The sequence below is a fragment of the Gordonia crocea genome, from assembly GCF_009932435.1.
GTDB lineage: Bacteria > Actinomycetota > Actinomycetes > Mycobacteriales > Mycobacteriaceae > Gordonia > Gordonia crocea.
In genome coordinates this window covers 223,487-239,304 of the sequence record NZ_BJOU01000001.1, presented here as the reverse complement: position 1 = coordinate 239,304, position 15,818 = coordinate 223,487, and the positions used below count along the sequence as shown (strand labels likewise).

At 69.0% G+C, this 15,818-nt stretch carries 16 protein-coding genes; 7 read left to right on the top strand and 9 right to left on the bottom strand.

Going from position 1 to position 15,818, the window contains the following annotated elements:
* The first annotated feature begins 27 nt into the window (after positions 1–27).
* Positions 28–1,476: a CCA tRNA nucleotidyltransferase gene (locus nbrcactino_RS01095; protein ID WP_161925688.1), complete on the top strand. Its 1,449-nt coding sequence runs from the start codon at positions 28–30 to the stop codon at positions 1,474–1,476.
* On the opposite strand, the gene nbrcactino_RS01090 is transcribed toward nbrcactino_RS01095, so the two are convergent.
* Entirely contained in the window at positions 1,473–2,405 is a 933-nt protein-coding gene (locus nbrcactino_RS01090; protein ID WP_161925687.1) for a diacylglycerol/lipid kinase family protein, read from the bottom strand. The two genes, nbrcactino_RS01095 and nbrcactino_RS01090, sit on opposite strands and share 4 nt — an antisense overlap.
* Entirely contained in the window at positions 2,405–3,994 is a 1,590-nt protein-coding gene (locus nbrcactino_RS01085) for an FAD-binding oxidoreductase (protein WP_228460602.1), read from the bottom strand. The genes nbrcactino_RS01090 and nbrcactino_RS01085 overlap by 1 nt, the downstream gene beginning before the upstream one ends.
* 68 nt (positions 3,995–4,062) lie before the next feature.
* Here nbrcactino_RS01085 and nbrcactino_RS01080 point away from each other — a divergent pair, with 68 nt between their 5' ends.
* Positions 4,063–4,701 (top strand): TetR/AcrR family transcriptional regulator, encoded by a 639-nt coding sequence (locus nbrcactino_RS01080; RefSeq protein ID WP_161925685.1) that lies wholly within the window; start codon positions 4,063–4,065, stop codon positions 4,699–4,701.
* A gap of 4 nt (positions 4,702–4,705) precedes the next feature.
* Positions 4,706–6,229, top strand: a complete 1,524-nt coding sequence (locus nbrcactino_RS01075; protein ID WP_161925684.1) for a glycerol-3-phosphate dehydrogenase/oxidase — start codon at positions 4,706–4,708, stop codon at positions 6,227–6,229.
* A gap of 19 nt (positions 6,230–6,248) precedes the next feature.
* On the opposite strand, the gene nbrcactino_RS01070 is transcribed toward nbrcactino_RS01075, so the two are convergent.
* Positions 6,249–6,650, bottom strand: coding sequence for a YccF domain-containing protein (locus tag nbrcactino_RS01070; protein WP_161925683.1), 402 nt, complete (start codon positions 6,648–6,650; stop codon positions 6,249–6,251).
* Positions 6,651–6,677: 27 nt separating this feature from the next.
* A complete protein-coding gene (locus nbrcactino_RS01065; RefSeq protein WP_308470326.1) occupies positions 6,678–7,235 on the bottom strand; it encodes a pullulanase in 558 nt (185 codons plus the stop codon).
* A gap of 26 nt (positions 7,236–7,261) precedes the next feature.
* On the opposite strand from nbrcactino_RS01065, the gene nbrcactino_RS01060 reads away from it, so the two are divergent.
* Positions 7,262–8,368, top strand: coding sequence for an aminotransferase class V-fold PLP-dependent enzyme (locus tag nbrcactino_RS01060; protein ID WP_161925682.1), 1,107 nt, complete (start codon positions 7,262–7,264; stop codon positions 8,366–8,368).
* On the opposite strand, the gene nbrcactino_RS01055 is transcribed toward nbrcactino_RS01060, so the two are convergent.
* Positions 8,362–9,555 carry an MFS transporter gene (locus nbrcactino_RS01055; protein ID WP_161925681.1) on the bottom strand — a complete coding sequence of 398 codons (1,194 nt, stop codon included), beginning with the start codon at positions 9,553–9,555 and terminating at the stop codon, positions 8,362–8,364. The genes nbrcactino_RS01060 and nbrcactino_RS01055 overlap by 7 nt on opposite strands.
* Positions 9,556–9,614: 59 nt before the next feature.
* Here nbrcactino_RS01055 and nbrcactino_RS01050 point away from each other — a divergent pair, with 59 nt between their 5' ends.
* The 3 genes from nbrcactino_RS01050 to nbrcactino_RS01040 all read left to right on the top strand — a co-directional run bounded on the left by nbrcactino_RS01050 (position 9,615) and on the right by nbrcactino_RS01040 (position 12,853).
* Entirely contained in the window at positions 9,615–10,241 is a 627-nt protein-coding gene (locus nbrcactino_RS01050; RefSeq protein ID WP_161925680.1) for a YqgE/AlgH family protein, read from the top strand.
* Between the two features lie 180 nt (positions 10,242–10,421).
* Positions 10,422–12,458, top strand: a complete 2,037-nt coding sequence (locus nbrcactino_RS01045; RefSeq protein ID WP_161925679.1) for a CocE/NonD family hydrolase — start codon at positions 10,422–10,424, stop codon at positions 12,456–12,458.
* Positions 12,459–12,517: 59 nt separating this feature from the next.
* Entirely contained in the window at positions 12,518–12,853 is a 336-nt protein-coding gene (locus tag nbrcactino_RS01040) for a DUF4333 domain-containing protein (protein ID WP_161925678.1), read from the top strand.
* Between the two features lie 21 nt (positions 12,854–12,874).
* On the opposite strand, the gene nbrcactino_RS01035 is transcribed toward nbrcactino_RS01040, so the two are convergent.
* The 4 genes from nbrcactino_RS01035 to nbrcactino_RS01020 form a co-directional block, all read right to left on the bottom strand.
* On the bottom strand, positions 12,875–13,336 hold the full coding sequence (locus nbrcactino_RS01035; RefSeq protein ID WP_161925677.1) for a hypothetical protein: 462 nt from the start codon (positions 13,334–13,336) through the stop codon (positions 12,875–12,877).
* 243 nt (positions 13,337–13,579) lie between these two features.
* The gene (locus nbrcactino_RS01030) at positions 13,580–14,152 is read right to left on the bottom strand and encodes a hypothetical protein (protein ID WP_161925676.1); all 573 of its coding nucleotides are present in this window, start codon (positions 14,150–14,152) and stop codon (positions 13,580–13,582) included.
* Positions 14,153–14,273: 121 nt separating this feature from the next.
* Complete coding sequence (locus nbrcactino_RS01025) at positions 14,274–15,269, bottom strand: bile acid:sodium symporter family protein (RefSeq protein ID WP_228460601.1); 996 nt, start codon at positions 15,267–15,269, stop codon at positions 14,274–14,276.
* A 5-nt stretch (positions 15,270–15,274) separates the two neighbouring features.
* Complete coding sequence (locus nbrcactino_RS01020) at positions 15,275–15,796, bottom strand: SdpI family protein (protein ID WP_161925674.1); 522 nt, start codon at positions 15,794–15,796, stop codon at positions 15,275–15,277.
* Between the last annotated feature and the right edge of the window lie 22 nt (positions 15,797–15,818).

Here is a 15,818-nt window from a genome sequence, read left to right as displayed (position 1 = left end):
TCAGGGCAGAAGATAGGCTGTGACCCCGTGACTGAGTCCGATTTGCGGCGCGCGCGCCTGCTGGCCGCGGCAGCGGTGGCGCTGCGCGACCTCGGCGATGTGCTGAATCCGCTGGGACAGCGTTTCGCCGACGCGGGCCACGAGTTGTTCCTCGTCGGCGGGTCGGTCCGCGATGCGGTCCTCGGCCGGCTCGGCAACGATCTCGACTTCACCACCGACGCCCGACCCGAGGCCATCGCGGCCATCCTGGAGGAGTGGGCCGACACCGTGTGGGACACCGGGATCGCCTACGGGACGGTGAGCGCGCGCAAGGGTTCGCACCTCGTCGAGATCACCACCTATCGCAGCGACTCCTACGACCAGGTGAGCCGCAACCCGGAGGTCACCTTCGGCGACAGCCTCGACGGCGATCTGGTGCGGCGCGACTTCACCATCAACGCGATGGCGGTGGCCATCACCGGCGCCGGTGCGGCGGACTTCCACGATCCGCTCGACGGGATGTCGGACCTGCTGGCCGGTGTGATCGACACCCCGGCTGCGCCGGAGCAGTCCTTCGGCGACGATCCGTTGCGGATGCTGCGGGCGGTCCGGTTCGTCGGGCAGCTCGGGTTCTCGCTGGCGCCGCGCACGTTCGAGGCGATCACCGAGATGGCCGACGAGATCAACCGGATCACCGCCGAGCGGGTCCGCGTCGAACTGGACAAGATGATCTGCGGCGAGCATGCGCTCGAGGCCGTCGACCTGTTGGTCGAGACCGGGTTGGCCGACCGCATCATCCCGGAAGTTCCCGGGATGAAGCTGACCATCGACGAGCACCACCAGCACAAGGATGTGTACGCGCACTCGTTGACCGTGCTCCAACAGGCGATCGACCTGGAGACCGGTGATCCCGATCCGGTGCTCCGCTGGGCGGCGCTGCTGCACGACATCGGTAAGCCGGACACCCGGCGCCACGAAGCCGGCGGCGGCGTGAGCTTCCACCACCACGAGGTGGTCGGCGCGAAGATGGCGCGCAAGCGCCTGCGCGCGCTGAAGTATCCGAAGGCGATGGTCGACGATATTTCGCAGTTGGTGTTCTTGCACCTGCGATTCCACGGCTACGGCGACGGCAAATGGACCGATTCGGCGGTGCGCCGCTACGTCACCGACGCCGGTCCGTTGTTGGACCGGCTGCACAAGCTGGTGCGCGCGGACTGCACCACGCGCAACAAGCGGCGCGCGCGCCGACTGCAGGAGAACTACGACGACCTCGAGCGGCGGATCACCGAGATCGCTGCGGCCGAGGACCTCCAACGCGTCCGCCCCGATCTGGACGGCAACGCGATCATGGAACTGCTCGACATCCCGCCCGGGCCGTTGGTCGGCCAGGCCTGGAAGCACCTCAAAGAGGTGCGCCTGGACCGCGGACCGCTCGACCGCGACGAGGCCGAGGCCGAACTGCGCCGGTGGTGGGCGAAGCGCAACCAGGCGGACTAGGCGGTTCGCGGGACCAGGACGCGGACTGCGTCGGGGATGGTCTCGAACGTCGCCGGCAGTCGGCCGACGATGTCGCCGTCCACCGAGACCAGTGCCGGCGGGGTCGAGTCGACTTCGATGCGGCTGCCGCGGGCGGTGCGGACCATCTCCTGCTCGACGTGCTTGCCGCTGAACACTGTCGGCAGCAGGCGCAGCAGTGTCATCCGGCCGACGCCGGGAACCTTCGTCGCAATCGTCGCGTCGAGCAGCCCGTCGTGCAGATCGGCGTCCGGCGTGATCAACATCCCGCCGCCGTAGGAGCGGGTGTTGCCGATGGCGGTGAAGATGACGTCGCCGTCGACGACGGTGTCGCCGTCAACACGGACGGTGAATCGCCGCGGCGCCAGTCGGGCGACCTCCGCGACGGCGGCGACCAGGTAGCGCGCTTTGCCGCGCGGCCAGCGCATGTGGTTGGCGCGATCGGTCACGTCGGCGTCGAATCCGGTGGCGGCGACGGTGACGAACAGCGCCTCGGCGGGGTCGCCGTCGGCGCCGGCGAGTCGGGCCCGGCCCAGGTCGATGGGCGCGGTGTGGCCGTCGACGATGATGCCGACGGCGGCGGGCAGGTCCCGCAGCGGGACGCCAAGGGTGCGGGCCAGGTCGTTAGCGGTGCCGGCGGGGATGATCCCGACCGGTGTCGACGATCCGGCGGCCGCCTCGAGGGCGAGCCGGATGGAGCCGTCACCGCCGACGGCGACGAGCGCCTCGACGGTGTCATCGGCGACCGCCTGCGCGGCCAGCCGCTCCGCGTCGGCCAGGTCGGCGCCGACGAGGATCCGGGCAGCGACGCCATGGCCGCGCAACAGCTGGTCGACCTCACCCGCGATCTGTCGGCCGGTCCCCTTGCGCGCCATCGGATTGGCCAGGACGGCGATCGTTCGGGTGGGCATCACACCAGTTTGCCCGGATTGCACACCCCGAGCGGGTCAAGCGCGTGTTTCACCGCGCCCAACACCTCCACGCCGAGGTCACCGATCTCGGCGGCCAGCCACGGACGGTGGTCGCGGCCGACCGCGTGGTGGTGGGTGATCGAAGCCCCGGCCGCGGCGATCGCCCCGGTGACCCGTTGCTTGGCCGCCTGCCACTGGGCCAAGGGGTCGTCGCCCTGGCGGTAGACCACGGTGAAGTAGAGCGACGCCCCGGTCGCGTAGGTGTGCGAGATGTGGCACATCACGACGACGGGTTCGGGCAGGGCCTCGGCGAGTGCCGCGGTGACCGCGGCCTTCACCTCCTCGAGCTTGGCCCAGGTCGTGACGGTCTCGAGGGTTTCGCAGCCGACGCCGATGTCGAGCAGTGCGTCGCGCAGGTACGGTCCGGAAAACCGCCCGTGCTCCCACGTCTTCGCCGGTCCGTCGCCGAGCGACTGCCCACCGGCGGCGGTGAAGATCTCGCGCACCACGCCGGCGCGGGCGGCGACGGCGGTCGGCGAACCCTCGAAGGTGGTGATGGCCAGGCAGCCGCCGGGAACCTGCTTGTCGGGCAGGTCGTCGTCGGACTCGCCGATCTCGGTGGGCCGGGCGAGGTTCAGCGCGGTTTCGATCTCGTCGGACACGCGCATGACCGTCGGCATCACCCCCTCCTGCGCGACGGCCCGGAAGGCGGCGGCGGCATGGGCGAAGGTGTCGAACCGCCACCCTTCGTACTCGGTGGCCGCCGGCACCCGGTGCACCCGGACCGACACCGAGGTCACGATGCCGAAGGCGCCCTCCGAACCCAGGATCAGCTGTCGCAGGTCGGGACCGACGGCATTCTTGGGGGAGCGGCCGGCGCGCAGGATGCCGCGCGGGGTGACCAGGGTGATCGCCTGGACCATGTCGTCGAAGCGGCCGTACCCGGCCGACGCCTGTCCCGACGAGCGGGTGACGGAAAACCCGCCGATGGATCCGTAGCGGAAGCTCTGCGGGAAGTGGCCGAGGGAAAAGCCGCGATCGCCGAGGAGCCGTTCCGCCTCCGGTCCGGTCACCCCGGCGCCGAGGGTGGCGATCTGGGAGACCTCGTCGAGGTCGATCAGTGCGTCCATGCGGCGCAGGTCGACCGAGATCGCCGCGCGGAACTGCTCGGCCGTCGGGTCGACACCGCCGACGACGCTGGTGCCGCCGCCGAACGGGACGACGGCGACGCGGTTCTCGCCGCACCAGGCGAGCAGTGCGGCGACCTCGTCGTCGGTGCCGGGAACCACGACGGCATCGGGGGCGTCCTGCTCGGCCCGTCGTCGTCGCAGCAGGTCCGGGGTCGATTTGCCGCCCGCGCGGACCAGGCGGTCGGCGTCGGCGGCCGATACCCAGTCGGCGCCGACGATCGCCCGCAGCCCTGCGAGGTCGTCGACGGACAGCCGGCTGGGCGAGACGGCCACCGTCGCGGGATCGATGGTGGGGAGGGTGACCTCGCCGGACACGCCGAGCATGCCGCGGATCAGGGTGGCGGTCCCCTCCGAGAGTGGAGCGGCGAGTTCGGGGTCGCCCCAGGCGTCCCAACGCATGGGGGGGACGGGGATTTGATGCGACGAGGGGTCAAAACCAGCAGTCATGCGATACAGTGTTACACATCATGTCAATTCGTAATGCAGATTCGACGGATCCGCCGGTCGACACCGCCGCCGGGCCCGGGGACGAGCTGGGGACCCGGGTTCTCGATGCCGCGCGCGAGGAGATCCTGCGCCAACGCGGCCGTAAGGTCAGCCTCGCCGACGTGGCACGGGTGGCCGGGGTCAGCCGCCCGACGGTCTACCGCCGCTGGCCCGACCTCGACGCGGTGGTCCGCGACCTGTGCAGCCGCGAGATCAACCGGATCGTCGCCGCGGTCGGGGCGACCACGCCGCTGCGGACCCGTACCGGTTTCGCGGCCGCAATCGACCAGATCGTCCGGGTGGCCGGCGCGATCCGCGACGACGAGCTGTTCGCCGAACTGTGGCGCGGCCAGCCGGAATTCCTGCAGCCCTACGTCTTCGACCGGCTCGGTTCGAGCCAGCGCAGCCTGCTCCGGCTCATCGCGACGAGGATCGAACAGGGCCAGACCGACGGGTGGGTGCGCGAGGGTGACCCGGAGAAACTCGCCGCCATGGTCTTGTTGATCACCCAGTCGGCGGTGCAGTCGCGCGCCGTCGTCGAACCCATCCTCGGCGAGGACTGGTCCACCGAGCTGCACCGCGCGCTCGCCAGCTATCTTGAGCTACCCGGCAAGGAGTGAACCGATGACCGTACTGAACGCCGCCCGCCGTGCCGCCGATCTCGCCGAGCTGACCGCGCGCGCCGAGCCGGTCGATGTCCTCGTCGTCGGCGGCGGGGTGACCGGTGTCGGCGCCGCCCTCGACGCCGCGACGCGCGGACTCTCGGTGGTCCTCGTCGAGGCCCACGACCTGGCTTTCGGGACGTCGCGGTGGAGCAGCAAACTCGTCCACGGCGGACTGCGCTACCTCGCCTCGGGCGACATCGGGATCGCGCGGGAGAGTGCCGCCGAGCGCCACCACCTCATCACCACGATCGCCCCACACCTCATCCGGCCGGTCCGCCAGGTGGTGCCCGACTACGGGGGCATCGGGACCGGCGTCTTGGTGCGCGCGGGTTTCCTGGCCGGCGACGTGCTGCGCCGCATGGCGCGGACCCCCGCCGACGTCTTGCCCGGACCGAAGCGCCTGTCGGCGCTGGAGACCATCGCCGCCTGTCCGACGGTGCGCCGGCACGGCCTGCGCGGTGCCGCGTCGACCACCGACGGGCAGCTGATCGACGACGCGCGACTGGTCACCGCGATCGCCCGCACCGCCGCCGGCTACGGCGCCCAGATCCTCACCCGCACCCGCGTGCTGCGGGCCGACGGCACCGGTGCCGTCGTGCGCGACGAGGTGGCCGGCCGGGAGTTCCCGATCGCCGCGCGATCGGTCATCAACGCCACCGGAGTCTGGGCGGCCGACCTCGACCCGACGCTGAGCATCAAGCCCAGCCGCGGCACCCACCTGGTCTTCGACGCGGCGGCCTTCGGCAACCCGACCGGTGCGCTCACCGTCCAGGTCCCCGGGTCGACGAGCCGATTCGTCTTCGCCCTTCCCGAGCAGCTCGGCCGCATCTACCTCGGATTGACCGATGTCGCGGCCCCCGGCCCCATCCCCGACGAGCCGGTGCCCGACGACGACGAGATCGACTTCTTGCTCAACACCGTGAACACGGTGCTGGCGGTACCGGTCGGGCGGGACGACATCCGCGGCGCGTTCTCCGGGCTACGCCCGCTCATCGATGTGCCGGGCGGAGACGGCGACTCTCTCGCCGATGTCTCCCGCCGCCACGACGTCCGCGTCACCGACGGGTCGATGGTCTCGGTCATCGGCGGCAAGCTCACCACCTACCGGCAGATGGCCCAGGACGCCGTCGACGCCGCGGTCGCCTCCGCCGGCCTGACGGCCTCGGGCTGTGTGACGACGTCAATCCCCCTCGTCGGGGCGACGCCCGCCGAAGTACCTGCCGGACTGTCGAATTCGCTCGTCGCGCGGTTCGGGTCCGAAGCCGTCCGGGTCGTCGAGGAGGCGACCCTCGCGCAGCCGTTGGCGCCGATCGCCGAGGGCATCGACGTCACCCGGGCCGAGGTCGAGTTCGCGTTCACCCACGAGGGCGCTCTCACCGTCGACGACGTCCTCGACCGGCGGACCCGGATCGGCCTGGTCCCGAGCGATGCGGCGAAGTCCCGCGCCGCCGTCGAGCAGATTGCCGCCGGCGTCCTGGGGTAACCGCCGTTTCGGTCAGTGCTCAGGTCCGAACGATGACCTCGCGGTTCGAGCCGGTGGGCACGATCTCGGCACCGAGCGGCATCAATGACAGCGGCACCATCTTGAAGCTGGCGATGCCCAGCGGGATGCCGATGATGGTGGCGCAGAGGGCGAGACCGGTGGTGATGTGTCCGATGGCCAGCCAGATCCCGGCCACGAGCAACCAGATGATGTTGCCGAGCAGCGATGCCGTCCCGGCGGTGGGCTTGCGCTCGACCGTCCGGCCGAACGGCCACAGGGCGTAATTGGCCATCCGGAACGACGCGATGCCGAACGGGATGGTGATGATGAGGATGAAACACAGCACCCCGGCGGCCGCGTAGCCGATGGCCATCCAGAACCCGGCCAGCACGAGCCAGATGATGTTCAGAATCGTCTTCATCCACCCAGTATGCCGAGCATTCGGAACTCACGGGTCCCGGCGGGCCACCCGGTCGACCACCCCGTCGCCGTCATCGTCGACGAGGGCGAGATCCCACTGCCCGTCCCCGTCGGTGTCGAGCCGCAACTCCCGGGAGGAACCGCGGGTGACGAGCGTGGCGTCGGCCTTGCCGTCGCCGTCGGTGTCGACGGGTTGCCGGCCGGGACGCGGTGGTCCGGTCGGCGGCTGCCCCGACGACGTGGACGGCGCGCGGGCAAAGGGGGACGCGGTCCGCACGCCCCAGACGCCGCTGCCGTCGTCGGAATAGAAGGTCTCGGGGACCCCGTCGTCGTCGAGGTCGAGCCCCACGAGGTCGGCCACTCCGTCGCCATCGCTGTCGATCATCGCGTCGTCGGCCAAACCGTCGCCGTCGAAGTCGAGAGACACCGACTCGGCCCGCCCGTCACCGTTGAGATCGGCATCGGCGGGCGCGTACCAGGTGTGGGTCGGCCCCGCGCCGGTACCGAAGGAGTGCGCGATCAGCGGTGGGTCCATGATCCTTGGACGCAGCGCGGCGCCGAACGGTTCCACTGAGATCCAGCTCACGACGACCCGGGCGATAGATTGGGGCCATGTTCCTCAGCGATCTAGGGTCCGATTGGCACGCCGCTCGCATCGAGCCCGGCATCGTTCACCTCGATTCTGCGTCGGCGGGACGCTCGTCGAACGCGGTGATCGAGGCGATCACCGCGCACCTGTGGGAGGAGTCCAAGCACGGCTCCTACGTCGCGATGGATGCGGCGACGGCGGCGCTGGCGCAGGGGTCGCGCGAGCTTGCCGCCCTGATCGGGCACAGCGCCGACGAAGTGGTGTACCGGGACACCGCCCGCGCCGCCCTTCGGGCGCTGCTGGGCGTGGCCAACCTGCCCCTGGCCGCCACGATCTGGGTCGCGAAGAACGAGTTCGGCCCCAACCTCGTCGAGTTCGAGCGCCGCGGGTACGCGGTCCACACCCTCCCCCAGGCCGACGTTTACGGCCACGTCGATACCGACGCGCTGGAGAACATGCTGCAGTTCGAGCAGCCGGACTTCATCCACATCTGCCACATCGGATCAGCCGTCGGGATCGTGCAGCCGGTCGCCGAGATCGTGCGGATCGCGCACGCGGCGAACGTGCCCGTCGTCGTCGACATGGCGCAGTCGGTGGGTCACGTGTCGACCACCACCGGGGCCGACGTCGTCTACGGCACCAGCCGCAAATGGCTGACCGGCCCGCGCGGCGTCGGCTTCGTCGCGGTGCGGCCCGACTCGCGCCTGCCCGTCGACACCGAGGCGCTGGCGGCCGGGACCACCGGCGGGTTCATCGCCGGTCGGCTGGGGCTGGGAGCGGCGGTCGACGAGCTGATCACCCTGGGCCCGGACCGGGTCTTCGACGAGTTGGCCGGTATCGGCCGTGCGGTTCGCGAACGGCTGACCGGCATCGCGAGCTGGGAGGTCGTGGAACCGGTCGACGAGCGGTCCGCGCTGATCACGCTGGCTCCCCCGCCCGGATTCCAGAGCGCCGACGTGGTCGGCGTCGCCGAGCACCTGCGCCAGGTCGGGCTCCTGGTCACCCCGGCGGTGGCCGAACGGACCCCGCTGATGCTCGACACCGCCGTGTTGCGGCTCAGCCCGCACCTGGACGCGACGCGCGAGGACATCGACCGGCTGGCCGCGGAGTTGCGGACCACCGGCTACTGACGGGCCCGGTGCACCAGCGCGTCGGCGAGGGCCGCCGCGTACAGCACCACGCCGATCAGCACCACCGCCACCGCCTTCCCGTCGTCGGGAACCGTGATCGCCGCGATCGCCGCGCCCACGATGAAGGCCACATTGAAGACGGCGTCCTGGACGGCGAAGACCTCGCCGCGCGACTCGTCGGGGATGTCGGTCTGCATGGCGACGTCGCCGCACAACTTCACGCTCTGCCCGGCCCAGCCGAGGATGGTCGCCGCGCCGATCGACAGCGCGGGGTCGAAACGCAGGAGCAGCACCTGCCCGGCCACGGCGACGGCCAGTGCTGTCGCCAGCGTTTGCGGTCGGCCGATTCGGTGCGCCAGGACCGGTGTGGTCACCGCGGCGAGGACGGCTCCGACGGCCGTCGCCCCGACCAGCAGGAGGAACCGCTGCAGACCGGTGGTGACGCCGGCGTGGTTGGCCAGCACGAGCAGGAACAACGAGTTCATTCCGAAAGCCCAGCGGTGCGCGCTGATGGCCCGGAAGACGACGGCCACCGAGGGGGTGGCGGCGATCAACTGCAGCGCCCGTCGACGACGGTGGCCGGCGGCGGTCGGCGACCTTGCGGCGTCGGGGCCGAGGGACCGGACCGGGAAGCCGGCGGCGATGGCGGCGGCGATCAGCGCGAGAGCCGTGCCGACGAGCATGGTCTGGGCCGCCCCGGCGTCGTCGCCGCCGACGGCCGCGCGGACCGCCGCGGCCAGGCCGAGCCCGGCGATGGCCGCGAAGCCGCCGAGCGTTGTGAACACGGCGTTGACGGTGACCAGGGAGTCGCGGTCGGTGACGTGGGGAAGCGACGCGGACAGTCCCGATGCGACGAAACGACTGGCACCCATCACCAGCAGGGCGCTGCCGAGGACGGCCGGCTCGGGGAGCGAGGCGGCCAGCAATCCGGCGGTCACGACGATCAACAGCGCGCGGAAGACGTTGGCCCACAACAGGACCAACCGGCGGTCCCACCGGTCGAGGAGTGTCCCGACGAGCGGGCCGACGAGCGAATAGGGACCGAACAGCACCGCGAGGCTCGCCGCCATGAGCAACGGCGAGGCCTGGCGTTCGGGGTTGAAGGCGATCGCGGCGAACAGCACTGCCTGGAAGACTCCGTCGGCCGCCTGACCGGCCATGCGCGTCATCAGCAGCCGCGTTCTCACAGCTCAAAAGTAGCGCCAGCTTTCCGGCGCCGCCGCGTCGGCCGTGCCATGATGAGGTCGTGGGCGGTGACGACTTCGACGACCCGAAGGCCACCGGCGGTAGCGCCGACGGTCGTCACGGGTTCGCGCCCATTCGGGCCGGTACCCTGCTGATCGCCTCCCCGTCGTTGACCGAGTCTGCCTTCGCCCGCACCGTCGTCTACATCATCGAGCACGACGACGGCGGCAGCATCGGCGTCGTGATCAACCAGCCGTCCCATTCGGCGGTACACAACCTGCTGCCGAAGTGGTCGGACCTTGCCGCCAATCCCAAGGCGCTCTATGTCGGCGGGCCGGTGAAGCGCGACGGCGCACTGTGCCTGGGGGTTGCCGAACGCGGGGTCGATCTGCACGGTGTCGACGGCGTCATGATGGTGAGTGGGCGTGTGGTCCTCGTCGACCTCGACACCGATCCGGCCGATTTGGCGTCCCTGCTCGTCGGGATCCGCATCATGGCCGGCTATGCCGGGTGGGGCCCGGGGCAGCTCGACGACGAGTTGGCGCAGGACAGCTGGCTCGTCGCGTCGGCGATGGCCGACGACGTGTTGGCCCCGCCGGCGGTGGACCTGTGGGCCGAGGTGTTGCGCCGCCAACCGTGGCCGCTCCCCCTGCTGGCGACCTATCCGATGGACGTCACCGCCAACTGATTTCGTCGATCCGGTCCACCACCTGCACTGATTCGGACTTTCCGGACCCCTCTTGATTCTGATACTTACCTGTGAGTAACCTCCATCACAACTGTTAAGTCGAGTGACGTAGCCGGTCCGAGTCCATAGCGGAGACCTGCGCAACGACGTTTCGGCGCCAAAGGGGTCAGGGGGCCTGTGATGAAAAGACTTGCGTTGTTGACGGCTGCGCTGGGCGCGACCGCTGCGTTGATGGCACCCGCGGCGACCGCCGGTGCGGTCACGCCGGTGGGTCCCAGCGGTGGCCGCGCGGGTAAGGCCTGGGCCTACACGCAGGACAAGCAGAACCAGCGCTACCCCGGTGTCCATATCGATTGGGATGTGCCGATCCGGATGAGCGACGGCACCGTCCTCAAGGCCAACGTCTACCGCCCGGCGCACGCCGACGGCAGCCCGGTCCGCACGAAGACCCCGACGATCGTCAACATGACGCCGTACACGAAGCTCGTTTCCACGATCGCCGCCGAGACCTTGCAGCACCCGATCCTGGCGCCGCTGACCAAGCAGATCGTGGACATGATCAACCTCACCGGGACCCCGATCGAAGGGCTCGGCGACATTCTCAAGGCGCAGACCGGCGGCGCATTCCGCACGTTCACCGTCGACAAGACCCTGGTGCGCGCCGGATACAGCTTCATCGTCGTGGACGTGCGCGGCACCGGCTTCTCCCAGGGCAAGTGGGACGTGTTCAAACAGCGCGAGCAGAAGGACACGATCGAGGTCATCGACTGGGCGTCCAAGCAGCGCTTCTCCAACGGCAAGGTCGGCATGACCGGCATGTCGTACTCGGCGATCAACCAGATCTACGCGGCCAACCAGAACCCGCCGGCGCTCAAGGCGATCTTCCCGCTCGTCCCCGGCGGCGACCTGGTGCGCGACATCGTCGCCCCCGGCGGCGCGCTCGGCGCCGGCTTCCTGCCGATGTGGTTGACACTGGTCAATGTGACGAAGATGGTCCCCAACGTCGCGTCGATGCTGAACGGGACTTTCGACTGGAAATGGTTCGCCGACCGTCTCGCCGATCCGGTGACCTTCTTCCCACAACTGTTCGCCGCGCTGCTGACCCCGGACATGAATTCGATCCCGCCGGACATGAAGCGGTTGCTCGTGCCGGGTTCGGTGGAACGACGCGGCTGGCTCGACCACGCCGACCGGATCAAGGTTCCGACGATGATCACCGGCGGCTGGTTCGACCTGTTCACCAACAGCGAAGTGCGGATGTTCAACATGATCCCGCTCCCGCTGGGCCAGAAGCAACTGGTCATGGGCGAGGCGTACCACATCACGCCCGGCGCCGGCCACGGTGCGCGCAACACTCCCCCGCGGATCGACGTGCTCCAACGTGCCTGGTTCGACAAGTGGCTCAAGGGCATCGACAACGGGATCGACAAGTACGGCCCGGCCACCCTCGACCAGATGGGCAACGGCTGGATCACCGCGCCGAACTTCCCGCGTCCGGGGATGAAGCGCCAGCGGCTCTACCTGTCGGACCGGCCGAGCGGAACCGCGCCGCACGCCGTGCGCGACGGCCGACTGACCTCGGTCAAGCCGAACTCGCGCGGCCGGCTCACCGTCGGGCCGGGGGTGCTGACCCTCTGCTCCCGCGACGCCGGTCAGCAGACCGCGGGTGTCACGTCGATCTTCCGCTTCTGCGGCAAGGACAACCGCATCGCCGAACACAACGCCCTGACGTTCACCACGGCACCGATGCGCAAGGCGCGCAGTATCTCCGGCTACACCAACCTGCGGATCAACGCGGTCATGGATGCGACCGACGGGTACTGGACGGCGATGCTCACCGACGTCGCCCCCAACGGTGAATCGAAGGTCATTTCGTCCGGACAGATCATGGCGTCGCTGCGGGCGATCGACAAGAGCCAATCGGTTTTCGACGCGAACGGCGACGTGATCGACCCGTTCTACGTGATGTCGCTGGCCTCGCGCAAGCGCGTCAAGCCTGGCGTCCCGGTGCAGATCGACCTCGGGTTGTTGCCGACCGAGGCGTTGCTCAAGCCCGGACACCGGCTGCGGATCGACATCTTCGCGATGAACCTGCCCCGCGGTCTTCCGCTGCGGCCGCTGCTGAACGAGTCGATGCTCCGCCCGCAGCACATCCAGCTCGACCCGAACCGGCCGAGCTTCATCAACGTCCCGTTCTCCAAGGAGTTCGGCGGCTGATCCGGCCCCGGCAGCCCACCTCGGGTTGTTAAGGTTCGAAAGGTCTGGAAGGAGACCACATGCGGGCCACGATCATTAGAGCGGTGGGGGCGGGTGCACTCGTCTTCGCCACCGCACTCACCGGGTGCAGCGTTTCCGGCTCGGCGGGCAAGACCATCAGCCAGTCGGAACTGGAGAGCAAGTCGAAGGCCGCGCTTCAGCCGCAGGTTCAGGTGACGTTGAACCAACTCAAGTGCAAGGGCGGTCTCAAGGCTGAGGCCGGGGCCACTCAGGAATGCGCGATCGAGTTCGGCGGGAAGTGGCAACTCGTCGCAGTCAACGCGACCGACGACAAGGGCAACTTCCACGTCAAGACGGTTCCGGGAATCGTTCCGCAGCCGGATTGGGCGAAGTAGGTCTTCGGCACTGGTGGTTTGTCACCAGAACTTCAGGCTGCCGAAGTCGATGCCGAACGGACCCTTGGGCTCTGGTTTGGGGTCGGGCTTAGGTGCCGGTGCCGGGTTGATCGGCGTGGACTGGGTGACGGTCATAGAGAACGGTTTCCGCACCGTGGTGTCCTGACTCCCCGCGTATGCTGACACCTCCTTGTACGTGCCGGGTGGCAATCCCGAGGTGTCGGTAAACATTTGCCCGGGAGCGATCTTCCCGGTTGATTTCGTGGCATATTTTCCGGGGCTGCCGGCGGGGACCTCCATGTGAAATCGCACCTCTGCGACGGTGATGGCGCTGCCGCCGAGGTTCTTGAAGGTGATCTTGACCTGCCTGGCATCGACTTTATCGACGGTGGCGCGGAAGTTTCCGGGCCGCTCCAACGTGGTGGCCGCGTGGGCGGGGGCCGACCCCATCGCGACGGCGAGGGCGGTGGCGCCGCTGATCATGCTGATCGTGAGGCGTCGAGTCGATGGTGTCATGGCGGGCATCGGGACCCTCCGTTCTCGGTCGCAGGTGCCGGGCGACGAAGCCGGACCGCTGGTTCCTCCAGCCGTGTCAACCACTCTGCGGCGGGTTGTGCGGAATGCCGCGGGTAGCGGACTACTCGAATCTGAAACTGCAGATAGATCGGCCTCCGAGGGAGCAATTCCCACGGAGGCCGACCTATGCGCAGGACTCGGGGGGCGGCACTACAATTTCAGGCTCCCGAAGTCGATTCCGAACGGTCCCTTCGGTGCCGGCTTCACCGGCGCCTTGGGCGGGTTGCCGGGCTTGGGGTTGCAGTAGGTGCACTGACCCTGAGGAACCTTGGTGTTCGGGCCGAGCTTCTTGGGCCCATCCTTCTTGGGCGCTTCCTTCTTGGGCTTCGCCTTCGCGGCGCCCATGGTGAAGGGTTGCCCGTTGTTCTGGGTCCGGAAGCCGGACTTCTCGACGAGCCAGATGACGTAGTACCTGCCCGGGGCCAGGTGTTTCACGCTGGACTTGGTTTGACCGGGACCGAGCACACCTTTGGGTTCGACAAGCCGGCCGCCGAGCATTGGAGTGTCACTCTCGAAGACCGTGTAGCGGAAGGTCACCTGACTGGTGTTCTTCAGCGTCTTCGTGACCGTGCCGTTCCCGTTGTCGTGGTAGGAGATGAAGAACAGGGCCCCTCCTCCGGCCTGCCAGGTCGCGGCGTGTGCCGGGGCAGATCCCAGCGCTACGGATGCCGCAGTCGCCAGGCCGATTGCGGCGGCGCCGAGGCGGCGAGTGGATGGTGTCATGGCGGGCATCGGGACCCTCCGTTCTCGGTCGCAGGTGCCGGGCGACGAAGCCGGACAGCTGGATTCCCCAGCCGTGCGAATGAGTCTGCGGCGCGTTGTCGGGGAGGGCTCGAGTAGAGGACTACTCGATTTCCGTCGCGGCCTGTTTCGCGTAGTGCGACGCGAGCATGCTGCAGAGGATGAGCTGGATCTGGTGGAAGATCATCAGCGGGAGGACCAGCAGGCCGACCGGGCCGCCGGCGAAGAGGACCGTCGCCATGGGCAGCCCCGTCGCCAAACTTTTCTTGGTGCCGCAGAACTGGATGGCGATGGTGTCGGCGCGGTCGAAGCCCAGGCGCGGGGGGAGATTGCCGGTGATCAGCAGCATGACCACGACGAGCACCGCGGCGATGGCGGTCACCGCGATCACCTGCCACACGTCGACCTGCGACCAAATCCCGTTGCGCACGCCGTCGGAGAACGCCACGTATACGACGAGCACGATGGAGCCGCGGTCCACGATCTTGGTCGACTCCGCGTGCCGGGTCACCCAGCCGGAGATCCACGGCCGCGCGAGCTGGCCCAGGATGAACGGCAGCAGGATCTGCGCCATGATCTTGATGATCGACGTGGCGTCGATCTTCACCCCGGATTCGGTGCTCATCAACGCGACCACCAGCACCGGTGTGAGGAAGACACCCAGCAGGTTCGACATCGAGGCGCTGACGATCGCACCCGGGACGTTGCCGCGGGCGATGTTGGTGAATGCGATCGACGACTGGACCGTCGACGGCACCAGGCAGGCGAACAGCAGCCCCAGGTAGAGGTTTTCGCCGACGAGGGGCTGCACCATCGGGCGCATGGCGAACCCGATGATCGGGAAGACGATGAAGGTGAACGACAGGATCGTCAGGTGCAGCCGCCAGTGGGTCAGACCCGCGAGCGCCTCGCGCGGATGCAGCCGCGCACCGTAGAGGAAGAACAGCAGGGCGATGGCCGCGATGACGACCTTGTCCATCACATCGGCGAAATCCCCGCGTGCCGGGAACAACGACGCGACGACGACGGCGGCGATGATGGCCAACACGAAGCCGTCGACGGGGGATTTGGCCAGCAGGGCGCGCGGCGAGAAACCCACCGGTGTCAGACTCGTTCGGAACCGTCGAAGCAGGCGTCGCGCATCTCGCACCCACCACAGGTGGTGCCGGTGCCGCAGATGTCCTCGTCGGTGGCGCATGCCTGAGCGTCGGCGGCCGGCGACTCCTCCCCGTGTCCGCCGCAGCCGCATTCCGAGCCGCAGCCCGACGGCTCGGGGTCGGCGGGCAGGCCGGCGACCGCGCGGATCGCCGCACCGGAGAGCAGGCCCACGAGGGCGAGCGCGACGACCAGGCCGATCAGGCCCAAGATGATGCCGGCGACACCCTTCTGGGTGGCGGCGAGACCGGCCGCGACGAGGGCCAGCATGCCGGTGGCGATGAGGCCGGGCGCGACCACCCGGTTCGCCGTGGTGAACGCGCGCTCGCTGCGCATCGTTTCCTTACTGCGGATACCGACGTAGCGGTTGCGGCGCAGAAGACCCGTCCACCCGGCAATTCCGAGCGCGATCCAGGCGACGCCGCTGACAGCGGCGATCGCCGCAACGACAAGTGCGATCACATCGGCCACGCCTACCACTGTACGACGTGGC